We start from the raw sequence: 19,841 nt of genomic DNA on the forward strand, positions 1-19,841 counted from the left end.
TCTGTTTTTTTAAAATGAAATATTAACACCAAGTAAAGCATTCATAGTCATACCGTCCGTATCTCCAATGTTAGTAAGATCAGGCTGTTCGGGATCAAGACCTCTGAACTTCGTAAGAATGAAAGGATTCTGTACAGTCACATAGATGCGGGCGTTATCCAGTCCCCATTTTGACATCAGTCTCTTGTTTAAAGTATATCCCAACGTGATATAGGAAACTTTCAGGAAGTCTGTTCTTTCATAGGCGATATTACCTCTGGAACCCATTTGTGAGGGACGTCCCATGGTATTCGAAGGATTCTCCGGCGTCCAATAATTAGTCCGCAGATTGTTGAAGTTCTGGCTATTCCATTCTAATGCGAAGTTCTCAAAGAAACGGTCGTACTGTGTGGCTCCCGCCTGGAAATACATGTGGAATGAAAAGTCGAAATCATAGATCTTGAACATATTTGTCATACCTCCTGTCCAGTCCGGTGTTCTCTTGCCGTCGATGATATAGTCATCGTCCGTCAGCTTGCCGTCATTGTTATAGTCTTTAATCTTGAAGTTACCCGGTACACAACCATATTTTGCAGCCTCTTCTTCTTCTCCCAACTGCCATACGCCAATTGTATTTTGAGTCCAGTTCGTATCTACCGGCTTACCGATGAAACGCTTGTCAGAATAGCGTCCTCTCATGCCTTGCAGATGAATGGAATAATTGCTAAGATCTTCTTCGTCAGCCAGACTTACGATTTCGTTTTTGTTGTAAGCCAGGTTGATGGTCGTATTCCAGGCAAAGTTCTTGGTCATGATATTCGCGGTATTCAACTGCAACTCAAATCCGCTGTTTCTTACGGAACCTACATTCGAAGTAACCGACGAATAACCCAAATGAACAGGAATATTACGTTTCATCAACAGGTCATTGGTAGTACGATTGTAGTACTCAATGTTACCCGAAATCCGTTGGTTTAAGAAACCGAAATCAAGACCTACGTTATATTCTGAAGTACGCTCCCAAGTCAGCATCGGATTGGCAATGTTGGCAGGAAGATTTCCTACGGAAGTAGACGTTCCGAACGGATAATATACAGACCCCGAAATGGTACCTTCGGATGCATAAGGAGACACAGAGTTGGTATTTCCCGCCTGACCATAGCTGAAACGCAGTTTCAGGTTGGACAACCAATCCAGATTCTTGGCAAAGTCTTCTTCAGTGATTCTCCACGCAATAGCTGCGGAAGGGAAAAGCGCCCATTTATTTCCTTCGGACAAACGTGAAGAACCATCATAGCGCAAGCTGGCTGTAAGCAAATATCTATCCATCAGCCCATAGTTGATTCTACCTACATAAGACATCATCGTCCACTGGCTGAAATTGGAGCTCAAACTCTCGATAGCTCCCCCATTCAGGTTATACCAAAGTGAATTAAAAGACAAGTCCTTGCTTGCACCATACAATCTGTCGTACTGATACTTTTGAGCGGAGAACACTCCGGTCGCAGTAATAGAATGAACGGACTTCTTCCAAGTATAGTTCACAATATTATCCCAAATCCAACTCAATGAATTATCTTTCGTCGCATTCGCCTTAGCACCTTTGGCAGTTCCCTGCTGTGCTTTTGTCCACACTCCGATATAATCCCCCATGGAAGTCTGTGTAAAATAGGGAGAAAATGAAGAAGTAAGCTCCAAATTCTCAATAGGTGTTATTTTAAGATAAATATTGCTTTGCAGGTTGAGGCTCTTCACTTGTGAGCGTTGGTTTTGAGAAGTAACCAACGGATTGAAAAGATTATTGCCGGAATATTTCCATATCTCCTCACCTGTCACCAAGCTATTCGGATGTTGAGTAGGACGCATACGGAACACATCACGCAACAAGTCCCAGTTACCTTTTTCACGAATACTGTGAACCGCATACATACTTCCTCCGAAAGAAATATGCTTATTAATAGTGATGTCTATTACCGAACGCAAGTTGTAGCGTGTATATTCTTGCGGCTGAATCATACCATCTTCGAAATAATAGCCGCCAGAGAAACCGTATTTCACAGCTTCCGTGCCACCAATTGCCGACAAGCTATGGTTTGTCATAAAGGCAGGACTGGATACAGCGTCCAACCAATCGAAATATTTACCTTCTTTCACCGCCTGCAATTCGGACGGGTCGGTAAAAATTTGTTCGTCTCTCTTATAAATATAGTTGGGAGCTCCGCCACGGGTAGCCTCTCTCGCCAGCTGCACATATTCGTCACCGGACATCATATCGGGCAAGTTTGTATAAGATCTCACACCAACATAACCGTTATAGGAAATTTTCGGCTTACCAGTCTGTCCTCTTTTGGTCATTACGATGATTACACCGTTTGCGCCACTGGAACCATAAATAGCCGTTGCCGAAGCATCCTTCAGGACGTCAATCTTTTCAATATCGTCCGGATTGACAAAATCCAGATTACCACCGGGAACCCCGTCAATGACAATCAAAGGAGACGAAGAGGCGGTGATAGAGTTGATACCACGAATCTTTATATCGTAGCCTCCACCCGGTTTGTTATTCGAACGTGTGATGGTCACACCGGACAACTCTCCTTGCAACGCACCTGCGGAGTTCGTTTTCCCACCTCTAAGCAGAGTTGTATTGGAGACAGAAGCAACAGAACCAGTCAGGTCGGACTTTTTTACAGAGCCGTAACCTACCACCACTACTTCGTTCAATGACTTCGCATCTTCACGCAATACAACATTCAGAAAGTTTTGAGCGGATATTTTTATTTTTTGTGTCGTGTAACCAAGATAAGAGATTTCAACTTCATCCCCTGCTGCTACTTCCAAAGAGAAATTACCGTTCATATCCGTTATCACTCCCTTTTTTGTTCGGGGAACGATCACATTAGCCCCCACCACAGGAAGGTCTGCTTCATCTTTTACGATACCTGTTATCTTCTTTTCCGAACCGCTTGCGCGTCCGTCTTTGTTTGTAGAAGAGACGTTGGGCTTTTTAGCCAAAATGATATGACGTCCTTTAATGGTATATGACAAGTTGGTCTTACTTGCAACCGCATCCAGGACATCTTTCAAGGAACTGTTCGTTTGATTAATTGTGATTCGTTGTTGCTTGTTGATTTCGTCCGAATCATAGAAAAACAAATAGTTGGTCTGCTTTTCTACCATTCGTAACACAGTCTCGAGTTTTTCATTTTTTACTGATATCGATATTTTCTTTTCCTGCGCATACACGTTACCAACTATGCCCTGCAGAATAAATAACAACAAAACAGCAAAGGTTATTTTTGTATTTTTTATGCTTCTTTTTAGGGCAAACCCATAGACAATAGGCTGTTTATTCATACATTTGTAAGTTTTAAGATTAAATACTATTCCGTTCGAAGGAAGTTTAATTTAGGAGATGCGTGCATCTCTCGGAGAGAAGAGGATTCGCCAAAATCTTCTTCTCTTTTTTTAAGGCTAACTACTGTTCATAATAATGTTTTATTAGATTATACGGCTCAATTAATTATCACTTGCCGATTATTAATACTATATCGAATCGGGATTGAAATATTAATTATATCCAAAATGTCTTTGATGTTTTGGCCCCGATAGAAAGTCCCGGTAAACCGGCGTTCTTTCAACTTATCAGACTGTATCCGGAAACTGACACCGTATATATTTCCCAATCGGGCTAATATACCTTCAAGATTCTCTTCGTGGAAATAGTAATAACCGGAAATCCATGAGGTGTAAAGGGCAGCATCTACTTGAGCCACTTTATAAGTACCTTTGTTTTTGTGATATATATATTGTTGATTCGGAGTTAAAACGGTTGAAGAACTGATCCTCTCACTAACCAAACGAATGGAACCTTCCAATAATGTGGTGGTTACCACGGAATCAGACGGATAAGCGTCAACATTAAATTTCGTCCCTAAAGCTTCTATTTCCTGCCCGTTCACAACTACGATAAAAGGCTTGTCTTTCTGCTTGGCTACATTAAAGAAGGCTTCTCCTTCCAGATAAACAACACGCTTTTCTTTTCCATATTGCGGATCATAGCGGAAGTTAGTCTGACTACCCATGCTGATTTCTGTGCCGTCTGGCAAAACAACTTTATCGGCTACGATCCCATCGCCACCAACATATCGGGCAACAGGTACGGAAGAAGCATCACCCAACCACCAAAAGAGAACGGAAGTAAAAGCAACAGCTATCACCGCCACCGCTGCATAAGCCTGAACTTTCCGGAAGAGAGTGTATGTTTTCCTCGAAGCCTGTTTCTGTTTCTTTTCCAGTAGCCGCTGCCAGCTCTTATCCATATCGATATCACTTCCTTTAGACAAGCAAGCATCATAGACCATCTTTGCCTCAAAAAAGATCTTTTTATTTTCAGGCGTTTCATTCACCCAATCATAAAACTGATTGATCTCTTTCTCATTCAATGAGCCTTTCAAAAATCCTATTATTAAATCTGAAGTCATGCTTTCCATATATAAATAGATACTATTTTCCTGTTTTTATATATGTAACGAGCAATCAGCAGGAATTACTCACCGACTTCTTTATTTTTTTGAATTTTATTTTCCGGGACTGCGAAGAATGGCAACAAATCAGCACTAAACGAACATGAATAGATAAACGAAAGCAGTCTGAAGCTCTTTCCGTAAGAAAAGTAAGGTTCTGTATAATTGGTTTTCCACTGTCCGGGTAGATAAGTTTAACCTCTCGGCAATTTCCGCCGCTTTAAGCCCTTCCATATAAGATAAGAGGAAGATTTCACGTCTCTTTTCGGGCAGTTCATTTATTTTTGCCATCACATGTGCCATTAAGTCTTTCCTCATAAACAATTCATCAGCACCGTCATAAAAACTCAACTCATCTAATTTGAGCTGAATAGCACGCTTGTCGGCAAACTCCTGTTCCAAACTAATACGACGCAAATGATCTATACAAGCATTTCGGACAGCAACAAACAATATATTTTTAACCTCTGATTCTGATAACAGAAATACTTGTTTGTCCCATATTCTAAGAAATACATCATGGACAATATCTTCCGCAAAGAAAGGAGAAATAAACTTCACCGCAAAACGCAACAACATAGGTGCATATTGCATATACAGTTTCTGATAATTATTTATATCATTCACATGTTCATCTTTCATTTTAGTATTCTACAAGGCCAAAGTCTATTAATAATCCATTATCAGAGAAAATAGGATTCATCTTATTGTTGGCGACAAAAATAGATATATTCTTGTTATAAACAAAAAAAGATGAGAATCGTTTTTCTTTTCCCCTGACTATATATTCATAGAATATGCAATAAACTCAAAACGTTGCAAATTTCCGTCCTCATTTGCCCTGTTTACATAAATAAAAACTATCTTTGCGTTTCAGAATCCCGAAAGACGAAAAGAAATGGAGCAAATAGACAACCTAAAAGAGCTTATCAATCAGGGGGATGTGGACACAGCGATTAAGCAATTGGACCAGCTTCTCCAGGACAGTTCTGTCGAAAAAGAGAAAGATACTCTTTACTATTTACGGGGAAATGCCTACCGAAAGAAAGGAGATTGGAAGCAGGCACTGGACAACTACCAGTATGCCATCGAGATCAATCCGGACAGTCCTGCCGTTCAGGCCAGGAAGATGGCAATAGATATCCTCAACTTCTACCACAAGGATATGTTCAATCAATAAAAGAGATGTATAATCAATAACCGTACTCAAAGATAACGTAATAAAATAAAGATTATGGCAAAAATCAAAGGAGCAATCGTAGTCGACACGGAGCGTTGCAAAGGATGCAACCTGTGTGTAGTGGCGTGTCCGCTCGATGTAATCGCCCTCAATAAAGAGGTAAACATGAAAGGCTATAACTATGCCTGGCAAGTGAAGGAAGATACCTGTAACGGATGCAGCTCGTGTGCAACGGTTTGTCCGGACGGATGTATTTCAGTGTATAAAGTAAAAGTAGAATAAAAGAAAAGAATATGGCAGAAGAAGTTGTATTAATGAAAGGAAACGAAGCCATCGCCCACGCAGCTATCCGTTGCGGTGCCGACGGTTACTTCGGTTATCCTATTACTCCCCAATCGGAAGTGTTGGAAACGCTTGCCGAACTGAAACCGTGGGAAACAACCGGCATGGTAGTACTCCAGGCGGAAAGTGAAGTGGCAGCTATCAATATGGTATATGGAGGTGCAGGTAGCGGAAAGAAGGTAATGACCTCATCTTCAAGTCCGGGTGTGAGCTTGAAACAAGAAGGAATCTCTTATTTGGCCGGTGCCGAACTTCCTTGTCTGATTGTGAATGTAATGCGTGGCGGTCCCGGACTGGGAACTATCCAACCTAGTCAGGCTGACTACTTCCAGACAGTAAAAGGTGGTGGTCATGGAGACTACAAACTGATTGCCCTCGCTCCGGCATCCGTACAGGAAATGGCGGATTTCGTAGCATTAGGATTCGAACTGGCTTTCAAATACCGTAATCCGGCTATTATCCTTGCCGACGGTGTGATCGGTCAGATGATGGAAAAGGTTGTTCTTCCTGCACAAAAGCCACGCCGCACGGAAGCAGAAATAATTGAACAATGTCCATGGGCTGCTACCGGAAAAGCAAAAGACCGCAAACCGAATATTATCACTTCCCTTGAATTGAAACCGGAAGCCATGGAAATCAACAACCTCCGTTTTCAAGCTAAATATCGTGAAATTGAAGAAAATGAAGTACGCTTCGAAGAGATCAACTGCGAAGATGCAGAGTATTTGATTATCGCATTCGGTTCAATGGCACGTATTGGCCAGAAAGCAATGGAACTAGCCCGTGAAAAAGGAATTAAAGTAGGTATCCTTCGCCCGATTACACTGTGGCCGTTCCCAACCAAAGCAATTGCTGCATACACTGATAAAGTAAAAGGTATGCTCGTTACGGAACTAAATGCCGGACAGATGATTGAAGATGTCCGTCTCGCTGTTAACGGTAAAGTAAAGGTAGAACATTTCGGACGTCTAGGTGGCATCGTTCCCGATCCGGATGAGATTGTAACTGCCTTGAAAGAAAAAATAATCAAATAACGAAACAATGAATCCCGATAAAATAAGAAACGTACTGAACATCCTATTTATGATATTGGCTGTTGCAGCCATCATCACCTACTTTGTAGCAAAAGATGATTTCAAAATGTTTATCTACGTATGCGGCGCGGCAATCTTTGTCAAGCTGATGGAGTTTTTTATACGGTTCACCAACAGATAAGGAGATGAAGTTATGACTAAAGAAGAAATAATCAAACCCGAGAATCTGGTTTACAAAAAACCGACTCTGATGAACGATAACGCCATGCACTACTGCCCGGGTTGCAGTCACGGTGTGGTACACAAACTCATTGCCGAAGTCATTGAGGAAATGGGTATGGAAGATAAAACTGTAGGAATCTCTCCGGTGGGATGTGCAGTGTTTGCTTACAACTATCTCGATATTGACTGGCAGGAAGCAGCACACGGACGTGCTCCTGCTGTGGCAACTGCTGTGAAACGCCTGTGGCCGGACCGCCTTGTTTTCACTTATCAGGGCGACGGTGACTTGGCTTGCATCGGTACAGCCGAAACAATCCACGCTTTGAACCGTGGTGAAAATATCACGATCATCTTTATCAATAATGCAATCTATGGTATGACAGGCGGCCAGATGGCTCCGACTACACTGGTAGGCATGAAGAGTTCGACTTGTCCTTACGGACGTGACGTTGAACTTCACGGCTATCCATTGAAGATTACTGAAATCGCAGCCCAACTGGAAGGAACTGCTTACGTAACCCGTCAGTCCGTACAATCCGTACCGGCTATCCGTAAGGCTAAGAAGGCAATCCGCAAGGCTTTTGAGAACTCCATGAACGGTAAAGGTTCCAACCTGGTAGAAATCGTTTCCACTTGTAGTTCAGGCTGGAAGATGACTCCGGAGAAGGCGAACAAATGGATGGAAGAACACATGTTCCCATTCTATCCGCTGGGTGATTTAAAAGATAAAGAATAACGCTAAAAGTCAACAGAACAATGAAAGAAGAAATAATTATAGCAGGATTCGGTGGACAAGGCGTATTGTCTATGGGTAAGATTCTGGCATATTCCGGTTTGATGGAAGGCAAAGAAGTGACTTGGATGCCCGCTTATGGTCCCGAACAACGAGGTGGAACAGCCAACGTTACAGTTATTGTAAGCGATGACAAAATATCCTCACCGATTCTTAGTAAATACGACGCTGCCATCATTCTGAATCAGCCTTCACTCGAAAAGTTTGAAAGCAAAGTGAAACCCGGCGGTATCCTGATTTATGACGGTTACGGAATTATCAACCCTCCTACCCGTAAGGATATTAAGGTATATCGTATCGACGCAATGGATGCAGCCAACGAGATGAACAATGCCAAAGCATTCAACATGATCGTACTTGGCGGATTATTGAAGCTTCGCCCCATCGTAACGTTGGAGAATGTTATCAAAGGATTGAAGAAAACCCTGCCGGAACGCCACCATCACTTGATTCCTATGAACGAGGAAGCTATCAAGAAAGGGATGGAGTTAATCCGTGAGGTTTAATAAATTAAAAATTGAGAATTGAGAATTAAGAAATAATTGCTCGCCAAGTAAAGGATGCAACATATTTTTCAATTCTCAATTCTCAATTCTCAATTAAAGTAAGTATCTTTGCCTCCAATTATGAGACGAATCTTACTATTATATATATTACTTTCCGTTATAGGTTTGACGACTGTTCACGCACAGTTCGATAATGGTCGCCAGAGAGTAGACGAAAACGGATACGACCAATACGGAAATCAGGTAGACCCTGCCATGATTCCGGACAGATTGGATAGTGCAAATGTCGAAGTACAGGGATTGCCTCCAAAGTTGTATATGTGGCGTATCAAGAACCAGTTGGGCGACCGGACTATCATCCCGGCAGATACAGCCTTTCATCATTTCCAGAATTCAAACCTGACTGAAGGACTTACCGGACATTATAATTATCTGGCCAATATGGGTTCTCCCCGTATGTCACGCATCTTCTTTGACCGCCGTGACCCGGAGCCGACTATTTTCATGGAGCCTTTCTCCAGTTTCTTCATTCGTCCTACGGAATTTAATTTCACTAACAGTAACGTACCTTATACGAATCTGACGTATCACAAAGCCGGTAATAAAGTGAATGGGGAAGAGCGTTTCAAATCTTACTTCTCTGTCAATGTAAACAAGAAACTGGCTTTCGGATTTAATGTAGACTACCTATACGGACGAGGATATTACAATAATCAGAATACGGCGTACTTTAATGCAGCAGTTTTCGGTAGCTATATCGGCGACAAATATCAGATGCAGGCTATATACAGCAATAATTACCTGAAAACAAATGAAAACGGAGGTATTGAGGACGACCGCTATATCACTGCACCGGAAGAAATGGCGCAAGGTCAAAGAGAATATGAATCAACCAATATTCCTACCGTACTAAGTGCAACGACCAACCGCAACCATGACTTTTATGTCTTCCTGACCCAACGATATAATCTCGGATTCAGTCGTGACATACCACAGGCTGAAAATGACACCACTCCCGTCAAACAGGAGTTTGTCCCCGTTACCAGTTTTATACACACCATCCAAGTGGAACGGGCACGGCATAGCTTTAATTCTAATGACGACATGCGTGAAAAAAATTATTATCAGAATACTTACTTTGATACGGATAATCCTAATGTCAGAGACAGTACCACCTACGTCGGAATCAAAAACACCATAGGTATTGCGTTACTTGAGGGATTCAATAAATATGCCAAAGCCGGATTGACTGCATTTGCTTCCTATAAAATCAGCAAGTATACACTGATGAATATGGAAGGAAATCCGTTGCCTGATAAATACAACGAAAATGAAATATTTGTTGGAGGCGAATTATCCAAACGTGAAGGGAATGTGCTTCATTACCACGCTATCGGTGAAGTGGGATTGGCAGGAAAAGCAATCGGACAATTCAATGTAAAAGGAGATATTGACCTGAACTTCCCGTTGTGGAAAGACACCGTCAGTCTTATAGCCCGTGGTGAAGTCAGCAATAAACTTGCTCCTTTCTATATGCGCCATTATCATTCCAAGCATTTCATGTGGGATGACGATATGGACAAGGAATTCCGTACCCGTATTGAGGGGGAATTGAGCATTGCACGTTGGAGGACACGCCTGAAAGCAGGAGTTGAAAATATCAAGAACTATACTTACTTCAACCAGGAAGCAAAACCGGAACAGAATGGTGGAAGCATACAGGTATTATCTGCAAGTCTTAATCAGGATTTCAAGTTAGGCATCTTCCATCTGGACAATGAGGTGACCTGGCAGAAATCCAGTGACCAGACTGTACTTCCTTTACCTGATCTCTCGCTATATCATAACTTCTATATGCAGTTCAAACTGGCGAAGAAAGTACTTAGTGTGCAATTAGGTGCCGACGTACGTTATTTCAGCAAATACAATGCACCTGCCTATATGCCGGCCATTCAGAATTTCCACCTGCAACCGACAGACGATCAGGTACAGATAGGAGGTTATCCGATTGTGAATGTATATGCAAACTTACATTTAAAGCGTACACGTTTCTATGTAATGATGTATCACGTGAACCAGGGCATGAGCAGTCCGAATTACTTTCTGTCTCCTCACTACCCCATCAACCCACGTGTGCTAAAATTCGGTCTTTCATGGAATTTCTATGATTAACAAAAACTATACGACTTATGGTATCACGCCCCAAATTGAGACTGTTCAGATATTTAGTGCCAGTGATTGTTGTATTGGCATTTATCTTCTCTTTCCGTCAATGCGGCAAGCAGGAAAAACCTGCGGGACATCCGCGTGATTATGCTGCCATTGCCAAAGAGGGTATCATACGTGTAGCTACCGAATATAATTCCATCAGTTTTTATGTAGACGGTGATACCGTTTCCGGTTTTCATTACGAACTGATACAGGCATTCGCCCGGGACAAAGGACTCAAAACCGAAATAACACCTATTATGAGTTTCGAAGAGCGGTTGGAAGGATTAAACGAGGGACGTTATGACGTGATTGCTTATGGCATATTAGCCACCAGCAAGTTAAAAGACTCTCTGCTTCTCACCTCTCCCATTTTCCTCAACAAGCAAGTGCTGGTGCAACGCAAAGAGATTGGAGAGAATGATTCACTCTATATCCGTACCCAACTGGATTTAGCCCAACGAACACTTCATGTCGTAAAAGGCTCCCCCTCTATTTTGCGTATTCAGAATCTAGGCAATGAGATCGGAGATACTATCTACATCAAGGAGATTGATAAATACGGTTCCGAACAATTGATATCAATGGTAGCGCATGGAGACATCGACTATGCCGTTTGCGACGAAAGCATCGCACTGGCAGCAGCAGATTCGTTGCCGCAAATAGATATTAATACAGCTATCAGCTTCACGCAGTTCTACTCATGGGCAGTCAGTAAACAATCCCCCGCCTTACTCGATAGTTTGAATACATGGCTGGATAAATTCCAAAAGGAAAAGGAATACCAAAAGATTTATAAGAAATACTATGATAAAGAATAACCTTATTTCTATTACACTAAAACTTCTATTCCATACACGTTCATTTTCTTTTATTGCTTTCTTGATTTTCCTGTCTATCTGCTTTCCACGGGCTTATGCCACAGAAAGCGGAATATTCAATTTCTCGAATATCAATCTCAAGAATGGCTTGTCGCAACTATCAGTCCTTGCCATTGCACAAGACTCCAAAGGTTATATCTGGTTTGCAACCCGCAATGGATTAAACAAATACGACGGAGAGAAATTTACTATATATAAGCATGATAACGATGATCCTCATTCATTGTCGGACAATCATATCACTTGCCTGTTGCCGGACGATGCAAACGAGGGATTGTGGGTAGGTACTAATAACGGGCTTAACTATATCAATCTCAAAACCAATCAGATTACCAAATATCAGACGGACGATTATCCAAACATGCCAGGAAACAACATTGCCGTTCTTCAATTTGACCAGTCCGGTAATCTATGGGTTGGTACCCGAACAGGGTTATGTATATGGCAACCTCGTTCCGGGGAATTCAAGAAGAAATATTCCGACCATGTCCCGGAGAATGAAGCAATCATGCAGCTTTATATTGATGCAGAAAAACGGCTTTATATTGGTACTCATCGTCACGGATTATTTATCTGTACACCTGAAATGGAGTTGATTCAGCAACTCAATAAAAGCACACAGCCTGCCCTGTCGGACGATGCAATCAGTTGTATTTTCGAAGACTCCCAACATCAGGTATGGATAGGAACAGAAACCAGGGGACTGAATAAATGGAACCCGAAGACCAAAGACTTATCTATCTACAATCAGAAAAACAGCGGACTGACAAATGACTATATCCGTTGCATCACCGAGCAGGACCAGAAATTGATTATCGGGACGTTCGACGGACTTAGTATTCTGGATTTAAGAAACGATGATATATCCAAGTACAACCGGTTCGATGCTAATCAGAACAGTCTAAGTCATTTTTCCGTCCGCAGTATCTACATCGACCGGGAGAAAACGCTCTGGGTAGGTACTTATTCCGGTGGTGTGAACTACTATAACCCGCTCAATAACCGGTTCATCTTCTACCATCCGGTAGAAAATAACAACCAGAAGTTATATAATATCTTTGGTACAATGGTGTATGATTCCACTTCATTGTGGATTGCAACAGAGGGAGGAGGACTGATGCAGTTCAATCCTATCACCAAGGAATATACCAACTTCCTGATTGAGCAGACATCCAAAGGATTGTTCAACAAGAACATCATCAAATCCCTTTTACTGGACGGAGACTATATCTGGTGTGGCACAAGTACCGGAGGAGTCTATAAATTCCATATTCCTTCCAAAAAATTCACATTAGTATATTCATTCGGCCGGGAAAAAAACTTTGCCATCTATACTTTTTATAAAGATGCAGAGAATAATCTATGGATAGGGACGACAGCCGACAAAGGACTGGTTAAACTGTCTCCGGACGGAAAAATCACCAATCAGTTCCCGTATGGCAAAGAGAAAAAGGAATTCGTCAACTTCACCAGCCTACGGAGCTTCCTGGCACTGAATGCTCACACCTTTCTGATAGGAACCCGCTCGTTCGGACTTTACGAATATGATATGCAAAAGGGAACGGTGCTCCGTTGCAACATGTCAGAGACAAATCCCAATCAGAAACTCGAAAATAACTACATCACTTCCATGGTGCGCAAAGCGAACGGAGAAATCTGGTTCAGCACTTTCGGAGGAGGAATATACCTGTATAAACAAGGAACAGGTGTCGTCAAACATATTGGCAAGAAAGAGGGACTACCCAATAATGAGGTATATGCCATGGTGGAGCACAACAACAACTTATGGATTAGTGTCGATAAGGAAATAGCCGAACTGAATACCAAGACCGGGCAGGTACGCAGTTATGACTGTTTTGTCGGTTCCGAAACGTTGGAGTTTACACCGCAGGGAGTCATTAGTCTGCCCCACGGTGAGGTCTACTTTAGTGGAAGCAATGGTTTCCTTTCTTTTACTCCCGGCTCTCTTCTAAAGAATAATACCATGCCACCGGTAGTACTTACCCAACTGACCGTAAACAATAAGGTAATCACACCGAATGATGATACTCATCTGCTGGATAGTGCCCCGGACGATACGCAAACGTTGGTTCTTGCCTACAATCAGAATAATTTTTCCATTGCGTACAGTGCCTTGAACTATATTCTGCACGAACAGAACCAATATGCCTATAAACTCTCCGGTCACGACGAAGACTGGAATTACGTAGGTAGTCGTAAAGAAGCATTCTATACCAACATGGCTCCAGGAAAATATACATTCCAAGTCATAGCATCCAACAATGACGGCGTATGGAATGAAACCGGAAAGAAAATGGAAATCATCATTCGTTCTCCGTGGTGGGGAACGCCGCTGGCCTATATCCTTTATGTCCTATCCGCATTGGGAATCATGTTTACTATCGGCTATTATATGTACAGTAAGCATAAACTGGAACTAGACCTGCGCATGAAGCAAATGGAGAAACAACGCATGGAAGAATTCCATCAGACAAAGCTACACCTGTTCACCAACTTCTCGCATGAGCTACGTACTCCGCTGACACTTATTATCAGCCCACTGGAAGAGTTGATGAAACGGGCAGAAGTTCCGCAGTTTATCAGAACACAACTGGGCATGATTCTGAAAAATGCCCGCCGATTATTACTTCTCGTCAATCAATTGATGGATTTACAGAAGAACCAGAGTGGTAATCTCACTCTCCAACTGTCTCAAAGCGACCTGAATGCTTTCCTGCTCGAAATATTCTACACATTCAGGCAGATTGCCGAAAGCAAACAGATTCGTTTCGAATATCAGGCTCCTCAAGGCGAGGTGACAGCCTGCTTCGATCAGGGCTTACTCGAAAAAGCCGTTTTCAATTTATTGTCGAATGCTTTTAAATTCACAGTACCGGGAGATACAATCACACTGCGTTTATTGCTGATTACAGATATAGACACTCTCCGCCAAGAACATAGCGAGTGGCTATCGGAACATTCTCCGCTTATCACCTCCCATCAGGGAAGTTATTTAGTGATTCAAGTAGCAGATACGGGAAAAGGAATTCCAGAAGATGAACGCACCCAAATCTTCACTCCCTTCTACCAGGTCGGTCACACGACAGGTAGCGAGAATATGAATGGCACAGGTATCGGATTAAGCCTGACTCAATCTGTCGTTCATCTGCATCACGGAGAAATTGGAGTCACAGCCAATACTCCCAAAGGAAGCGTATTCACTATCCTATTACCGAACCACACCATGACAGAAGAAGAGGTGGCGAATACTGCCGTTCTCTCGGGAAAAAACAATGAACAAGTAGAAAAGGGTATGTCCGGAACCATTGATTCCGAAAACACCATTTCCGGAACCACTCCATCCCTACCCGGCAAAACGGTTCTATTGGTAGAAGACAATGAAGAGATACGAAGTTATGTAAAAGGACACCTGGAACAATATTACAACGTATTGGAAGCCGACAACGGTTCGGATGCTTTTGAAATTGTCCTGAAAGAATTTCCCGACCTGGTAGTGACGGACATTATGATGCCCGGTATCGACGGACTGGAACTTTGCGCACTTATCAAGAACAATCTGCAGACGGGACACATTCCCGTTATTCTACTCACTGCCCGCACGATGGTGATGCACGTCAAAGAGGGATTCTTGTCGGGAGCAGACGATTATGTGGTTAAACCATTTAATATTGATGTTCTGCTGGTACGTATCTACAATCTTCTGGCACAGCGGGAAAAGCTAAAATCCGTATATAGCAAAAACTTCTCCCTGCAATCCATGGGAATTGAAGTGGAAACGACCTCCGCCGATGAGAAATTCATGCAGAAACTATTTAAAATCATTGAAAAGTATCTCACCGACCCCGATTTGAAAGTAGACAAAATCTGTGAAGAGATGGGATTCAGCCGGAGCAATCTTTACCGGAAACTGAAAGCTATCACCGACCTGCCGTTGAATGACCTTATCCGTCATAAACGTTTGGAGATAGCTACACAAATGCTGAAGCAAACAGAAATGAACATTACCGAAATTGCAACGGCCACGGGATTCAGTACTCTCGCCTACTTCACGAAATGTTTCAAATCAGCTTACGGTGTTTCTCCATCGGAATATCAAAAGTCACATTCAGGCCATACAGATGTTGACACCATCCGGGAATAGCCGATTTACAAAATCGTCCCAAACAATAAAAAATGTCCCAACAAGGCTTACAGTGCGGATTTTTTTATTTGTTTGGGATGAAAATGCAAACATCTGGCATCATTAGACAAACCGATTCTACTCTGTTTCCATACATTTGCAATGTTGTTCTACTTAATATAATCATATGGAAACAAAGATTAAAAACTACTTGTTAGTCTTCGGACTTGGAATTATCACACTTACCAGTTGTAATCACTCTAAAGAGCAAGATATCGTTGCTTCTAACTTCGCATTTGCCGAACAGCAATTAAAATACGCACTGACTCAAATAGACGAGGCACGTGCCAATGAATCACAAGAGAGTAGAGAAAAGAGAGAAAGTAAGGGCTGGGGGGAATTAACCAATCCCCGCAGTATCAAACCGGACGGTTCACTGGAACTGGTTGTTTCTAAAGACTGGACCAGTGGATTCTTCCCCGGTGAGCTTTGGTATCTATATGAGTACACGCACAATCCATATTGGAAAGAGCAGGCGCAGAAACATACAGAAATTCTGGAACGCGAAAAAAATAACGGAAAGACACACGACATGGGCTTCAAGATGTATTGCAGCTATGGAAACGGTTATCGTCTGACCGGAGATTCCACTTATAAAGATATTCTGTTGCAATCCGCACGCACCCTGATTACCCGTTACAAACCGGTAATCGGCTGTATCCGTTCCTGGGACCACCATGCAGACAAATGGCAATTCCCCGTTATCATCGATAATATGCTGAATCTTGAACTTCTGTTCTGGGCATTCCGCGAAACGAACGACTCCACCTATTATAATATAGCAGTCAACCATGCACTCACTACCATGAAGAATCACTTCCGTGAAGACAACAGCTGCTATCATGTAGTAGAATACGATACCATTAACGGAACGGTACGCAGCAAAATGACGCATCAAGGATATTCCGACGAATCAGCATGGGCACGCGGACAAGCATGGGCCTTATACGGATACACCATGTGCTATCGTGAAACCGGCAGACCCGAATTCCTGCAACAGGCGGAGAAAGTGGAGAAATACATCTTCAACAATCCGACCCTGCCGGCAGACCTGATTCCTTATTGGGACTTTAACGCACCCGGAATACCCAACGAACCCCGTGACGCATCCGCTGCATCCTGTATGGCATCCGCCCTTTATGAACTAAGCACATACGTTCCCGAAAAGAAAGAACAATACAAGCAGGAAGCCGATAAGATTCTCCAGAATCTGACGCATAGCTATCGTGCGCAACTAAACGGAGATAAAGGATTCTTGCTGCTGCACAGCACAGGTTCCAAACCACACGACAGCGAAATAGATGTCCCGCTTTCATACGCCGACTATTATTTCCTGGAAGCCTTGCTCCGCAAAGCTAAATTGGAAAAGGAAGAAAGTCTTTTCTAAATCTTCCGACAACTCTCACGATAACATCACTTTACTATTTATCTTTATTAGTACATTACTAATTATGAAAAGATTATCTTCCATATTCATCCTGTTCAATCTGCTGATACTCCCGTTGAATGCCACGATTCCGACTCAACAAAGAATCCGGCTGACAGACTCATGGGAATATCTGAAAGGTGACCTGGGAAGCATTTGGGAAGCAGTACGTCCCGCCGCTCCCGGTTCTTCCGAAGCAGTGCCTATCTGGCAACAGGTTACCCTACCCCACTGTTTCAATGCAGAAGATGCAGTAGACCCGGATATCAATTATTATCAGGGCGCAGGATGGTATCGCACGCAGCTTTCTATCAAGAATCCATATCTCAATGGACGCGTCATACTGGAGTTTGAGGGAGTAGGACAAAAAACAGAAGTGTATGTCTATACGTATAAAGTAGCCAGTCACACAGGAGGCTACGACGGTTGGAGTGTCGATATCACCGAAGCCGTTCAACAAGCCCTTGCCAACCCGGATTGCGCTAAACGCTTCAATGGCAGAATTCCATTGTCCGTTCGTTGCGATAATACCAGAGATACGGAGATGATTCCGTCCGACCTGTCAGATTTCAACTTATACGGCGGCCTTTATCGCTACGTGAATCTGATTTACCAGCCCGAAGTGTCTTTCAGCAATATACAGATAAATACCCCTGTAGAGAAAGATATGAAAAACGCTTCTCTAAAGATACAAGGAACATTCCATAACCCGAATGATATTCGCCAGGCAAGCATTCACCTTTTATTAAAGGCGCCTAATGGAGAAAAGGTATGGGAACAGACAACGACGGTTCTTCCGTTGGGAACAAATCCCCTGTTCGAGACAACGATTAAGAATCCGATTCTGTGGAGTCCCGACCAGCCTCAACTCTATACCTGCGAACTGACATTGACTACTCCTCAAAGTAAACAGACTATTACAGAATTCATCGGATTCCGTCACTTTGAATTCATTGAAAACGGACCTTTCCAGTTGAACGGAGAACGTCTGCTGTTAAGAGGAACCCATCGGCATGAAGACCATGCCGGAGTAGGCGCCGCTATGACAGAAGAACAAATGGAAGCGGAAATGAAACTGATTAAAGAGATGGGAGTCAACTTTATCCGTTTGGGACATTACCAACAATCGGACATCATCCTCCGTTTATGCGATCAGTTAGGCATTTTGGTATGGGAAGAAATACCCTGGTGCAGAGGTGGACTGGGAGGAGAGAAATATCAGGCACAAGCGCGCCGGATGCTGACCAACATGATTACCCAGCATCGCAATCATCCCTCCGTCATCCTTTGGGGATTGGGAAATGAAAATGACTGGCCCAATGATTTTTCAACATTCGAGCAATCGGCCATCCGCGCTTTCATGAAAGAGTTGAATGACTTGTCACACCAACTCGATCCGTCACGTATGACTTCCATCCGCAGATGTGATTTCTGCAATGATATTGTAGATGTCTATTCTCCCTCCATTTGGGCAGGCTGGTATCGCGGACAATTTACAGACTACAAGAGTATTTCGGAGAAAGAGATGAAACGGGTGAAACATTTCCTGCATGTAGAATGGGGAGGTGACTCACATGCCGGACGTCATTCCGAATATCCTTTCAACCCGCTACAAGCAATTATGGGTGGAAACAGTGCCGACGAACGGGCAGGCGACTTCGCCCTGCAAGGCGGAGATCCCCGTGCTTCCAGAGATGGAGACTGGTCGGAAACGTACATCGTAAAACTATTCGACTGGCACCTGAAAGAGCAAGAAACAATGCCTTGGCTGACAGGAACCGCCTTTTGGGTATTCAAAGATTTCTCCACCCCTCTCCGCCCCGATAATCCGGTGCCATACGTCAATCAGAAAGGAGTGGTAGAACGGGATCTTACTAAAAAAGAAGCCTACTACGTCTTCCAGTCTTACTGGACTAAACAGCCTATGATTCATATTTACGGTCATAACTGGCGGACCCGATGGGGCAAAGTGAACGAAGAAAAAGAGATTCTGGTATATTCCAACTGTGCAGCAGTAGAGCTGTTCGTGAACGGCGTCAGTCAGGGAGTCAAGCAACGCAACAGCCAGGATTTTCCGGCAGCGGGACTTCACTGGAACTGCATACTGAAAGCAGGAGAAAATAACATAAAAGCGGTTGCAGTGAAAGGACTCGGTAAAGGTAACATGAAAGCAGCCATTACGGATGAAATAAGTTTCAACTACCAGACAGAAGAATGGAGCAATCCGAAACAGCTGAAGTTGAAGACATACCCCGATAAAGGTTCTATCGTATGGGTGGAAGCCCAGCTGACAGACAACAAAGGGATCCCCTGCCTGGACGCGGCAAATGTAATCTCATTTGAAGCTGCGGGAGACGGAAAACTGATTCAGAACTTAGGAACATCCACCGGCTCCCGGAGAGTACAGGCTTATAATGGCAGAGCTGCAATTCGCATTGACTTGAACGGCACATGCCAGGTAGCTGTAAAATCACCGGGCATTCAAACTGCTTTCATCGAAGTGAAAGCCGAATAGAAGTGAAAGCTGAATAAGAAAGGAGAAA

14 protein-coding genes are annotated in these 19,841 nt (G+C 43.1%); 11 read left to right on the forward strand and 3 right to left on the reverse strand.

From position 1 onward, the window contains the following. Nucleotides 1–9: 9 nt before the first annotated feature. From HMPREF9010_RS15675 to HMPREF9010_RS15665, 3 genes are all read right to left on the reverse strand, one after another. A complete protein-coding gene (locus HMPREF9010_RS15675) occupies nucleotides 10–3,336 on the reverse strand; it encodes a TonB-dependent receptor (RefSeq protein WP_008648278.1) in 3,327 nt (1,108 codons plus the stop codon). A gap of 158 nt (nucleotides 3,337–3,494) precedes the next feature. Beyond that, the gene (locus HMPREF9010_RS15670; protein ID WP_008648280.1) at nucleotides 3,495–4,472 is read right to left on the reverse strand and encodes a FecR family protein; all 978 of its coding nucleotides are present in this window, start codon (nucleotides 4,470–4,472) and stop codon (nucleotides 3,495–3,497) included. A 126-nt stretch (nucleotides 4,473–4,598) separates the two neighbouring features. Further along, nucleotides 4,599–5,147 (reverse strand): RNA polymerase sigma-70 factor, encoded by a 549-nt coding sequence (locus HMPREF9010_RS15665; protein WP_008648282.1) that lies wholly within the window; start codon nucleotides 5,145–5,147, stop codon nucleotides 4,599–4,601. Nucleotides 5,148–5,403: 256 nt separating this feature from the next. Here HMPREF9010_RS15665 and HMPREF9010_RS15660 point away from each other — a divergent pair, with 256 nt between their 5' ends. From HMPREF9010_RS15660 to HMPREF9010_RS15615, 11 genes are all read left to right on the forward strand, one after another. Beyond that, on the forward strand, nucleotides 5,404–5,685 hold the full coding sequence (locus HMPREF9010_RS15660; protein WP_004307591.1) for a tetratricopeptide repeat protein: 282 nt from the start codon (nucleotides 5,404–5,406) through the stop codon (nucleotides 5,683–5,685). A gap of 54 nt (nucleotides 5,686–5,739) precedes the next feature. Next, a complete protein-coding gene (locus HMPREF9010_RS15655) occupies nucleotides 5,740–5,967 on the forward strand; it encodes a ferredoxin family protein (protein WP_004297419.1) in 228 nt (75 codons plus the stop codon). An 11-nt stretch (nucleotides 5,968–5,978) separates the two neighbouring features. Further along, entirely contained in the window at nucleotides 5,979–7,061 is a 1,083-nt protein-coding gene (locus tag HMPREF9010_RS15650) for a 3-methyl-2-oxobutanoate dehydrogenase subunit VorB (protein ID WP_008648284.1), read from the forward strand. A 7-nt stretch (nucleotides 7,062–7,068) separates the two neighbouring features. Then, entirely contained in the window at nucleotides 7,069–7,242 is a 174-nt protein-coding gene (locus HMPREF9010_RS25885) for a hypothetical protein (RefSeq protein WP_004297417.1), read from the forward strand. A gap of 12 nt (nucleotides 7,243–7,254) precedes the next feature. Further along, the gene (locus tag HMPREF9010_RS15645; protein WP_004297416.1) at nucleotides 7,255–8,019 is read left to right on the forward strand and encodes a thiamine pyrophosphate-dependent enzyme; all 765 of its coding nucleotides are present in this window, start codon (nucleotides 7,255–7,257) and stop codon (nucleotides 8,017–8,019) included. Between the two features lie 20 nt (nucleotides 8,020–8,039). After that, a complete protein-coding gene (locus HMPREF9010_RS15640; protein WP_004297415.1) occupies nucleotides 8,040–8,582 on the forward strand; it encodes a 2-oxoacid:acceptor oxidoreductase family protein in 543 nt (180 codons plus the stop codon). Nucleotides 8,583–8,702: 120 nt separating this feature from the next. Further along, nucleotides 8,703–10,754: a putative porin gene (locus HMPREF9010_RS15635; RefSeq protein WP_008648286.1), complete on the forward strand. Its 2,052-nt coding sequence runs from the start codon at nucleotides 8,703–8,705 to the stop codon at nucleotides 10,752–10,754. 17 nt (nucleotides 10,755–10,771) lie between these two features. Beyond that, nucleotides 10,772–11,611, forward strand: a complete 840-nt coding sequence (locus tag HMPREF9010_RS15630; RefSeq protein WP_008648288.1) for a transporter substrate-binding domain-containing protein — start codon at nucleotides 10,772–10,774, stop codon at nucleotides 11,609–11,611. Then, complete coding sequence (locus HMPREF9010_RS15625) at nucleotides 11,598–15,833, forward strand: two-component regulator propeller domain-containing protein (RefSeq protein WP_008648289.1); 4,236 nt, start codon at nucleotides 11,598–11,600, stop codon at nucleotides 15,831–15,833. The genes HMPREF9010_RS15630 and HMPREF9010_RS15625 overlap by 14 nt, the downstream gene beginning before the upstream one ends. Before the next feature lie 166 nt (nucleotides 15,834–15,999). Further along, on the forward strand, nucleotides 16,000–17,259 hold the full coding sequence (locus tag HMPREF9010_RS15620) for a glycoside hydrolase family 88 protein (RefSeq protein WP_004297411.1): 1,260 nt from the start codon (nucleotides 16,000–16,002) through the stop codon (nucleotides 17,257–17,259). Nucleotides 17,260–17,323: 64 nt separating this feature from the next. Further along, nucleotides 17,324–19,813 (forward strand): glycoside hydrolase family 2 TIM barrel-domain containing protein, encoded by a 2,490-nt coding sequence (locus tag HMPREF9010_RS15615; RefSeq protein WP_008648290.1) that lies wholly within the window; start codon nucleotides 17,324–17,326, stop codon nucleotides 19,811–19,813. The last annotated feature ends 28 nt before the right edge of the window (nucleotides 19,814–19,841 follow it).

The organism is Bacteroides sp. 3_1_23, assembly GCF_000162555.1.
In the GTDB taxonomy this organism is placed as follows: Bacteria; Bacteroidota; Bacteroidia; order Bacteroidales; family Bacteroidaceae; genus Bacteroides; species Bacteroides ovatus.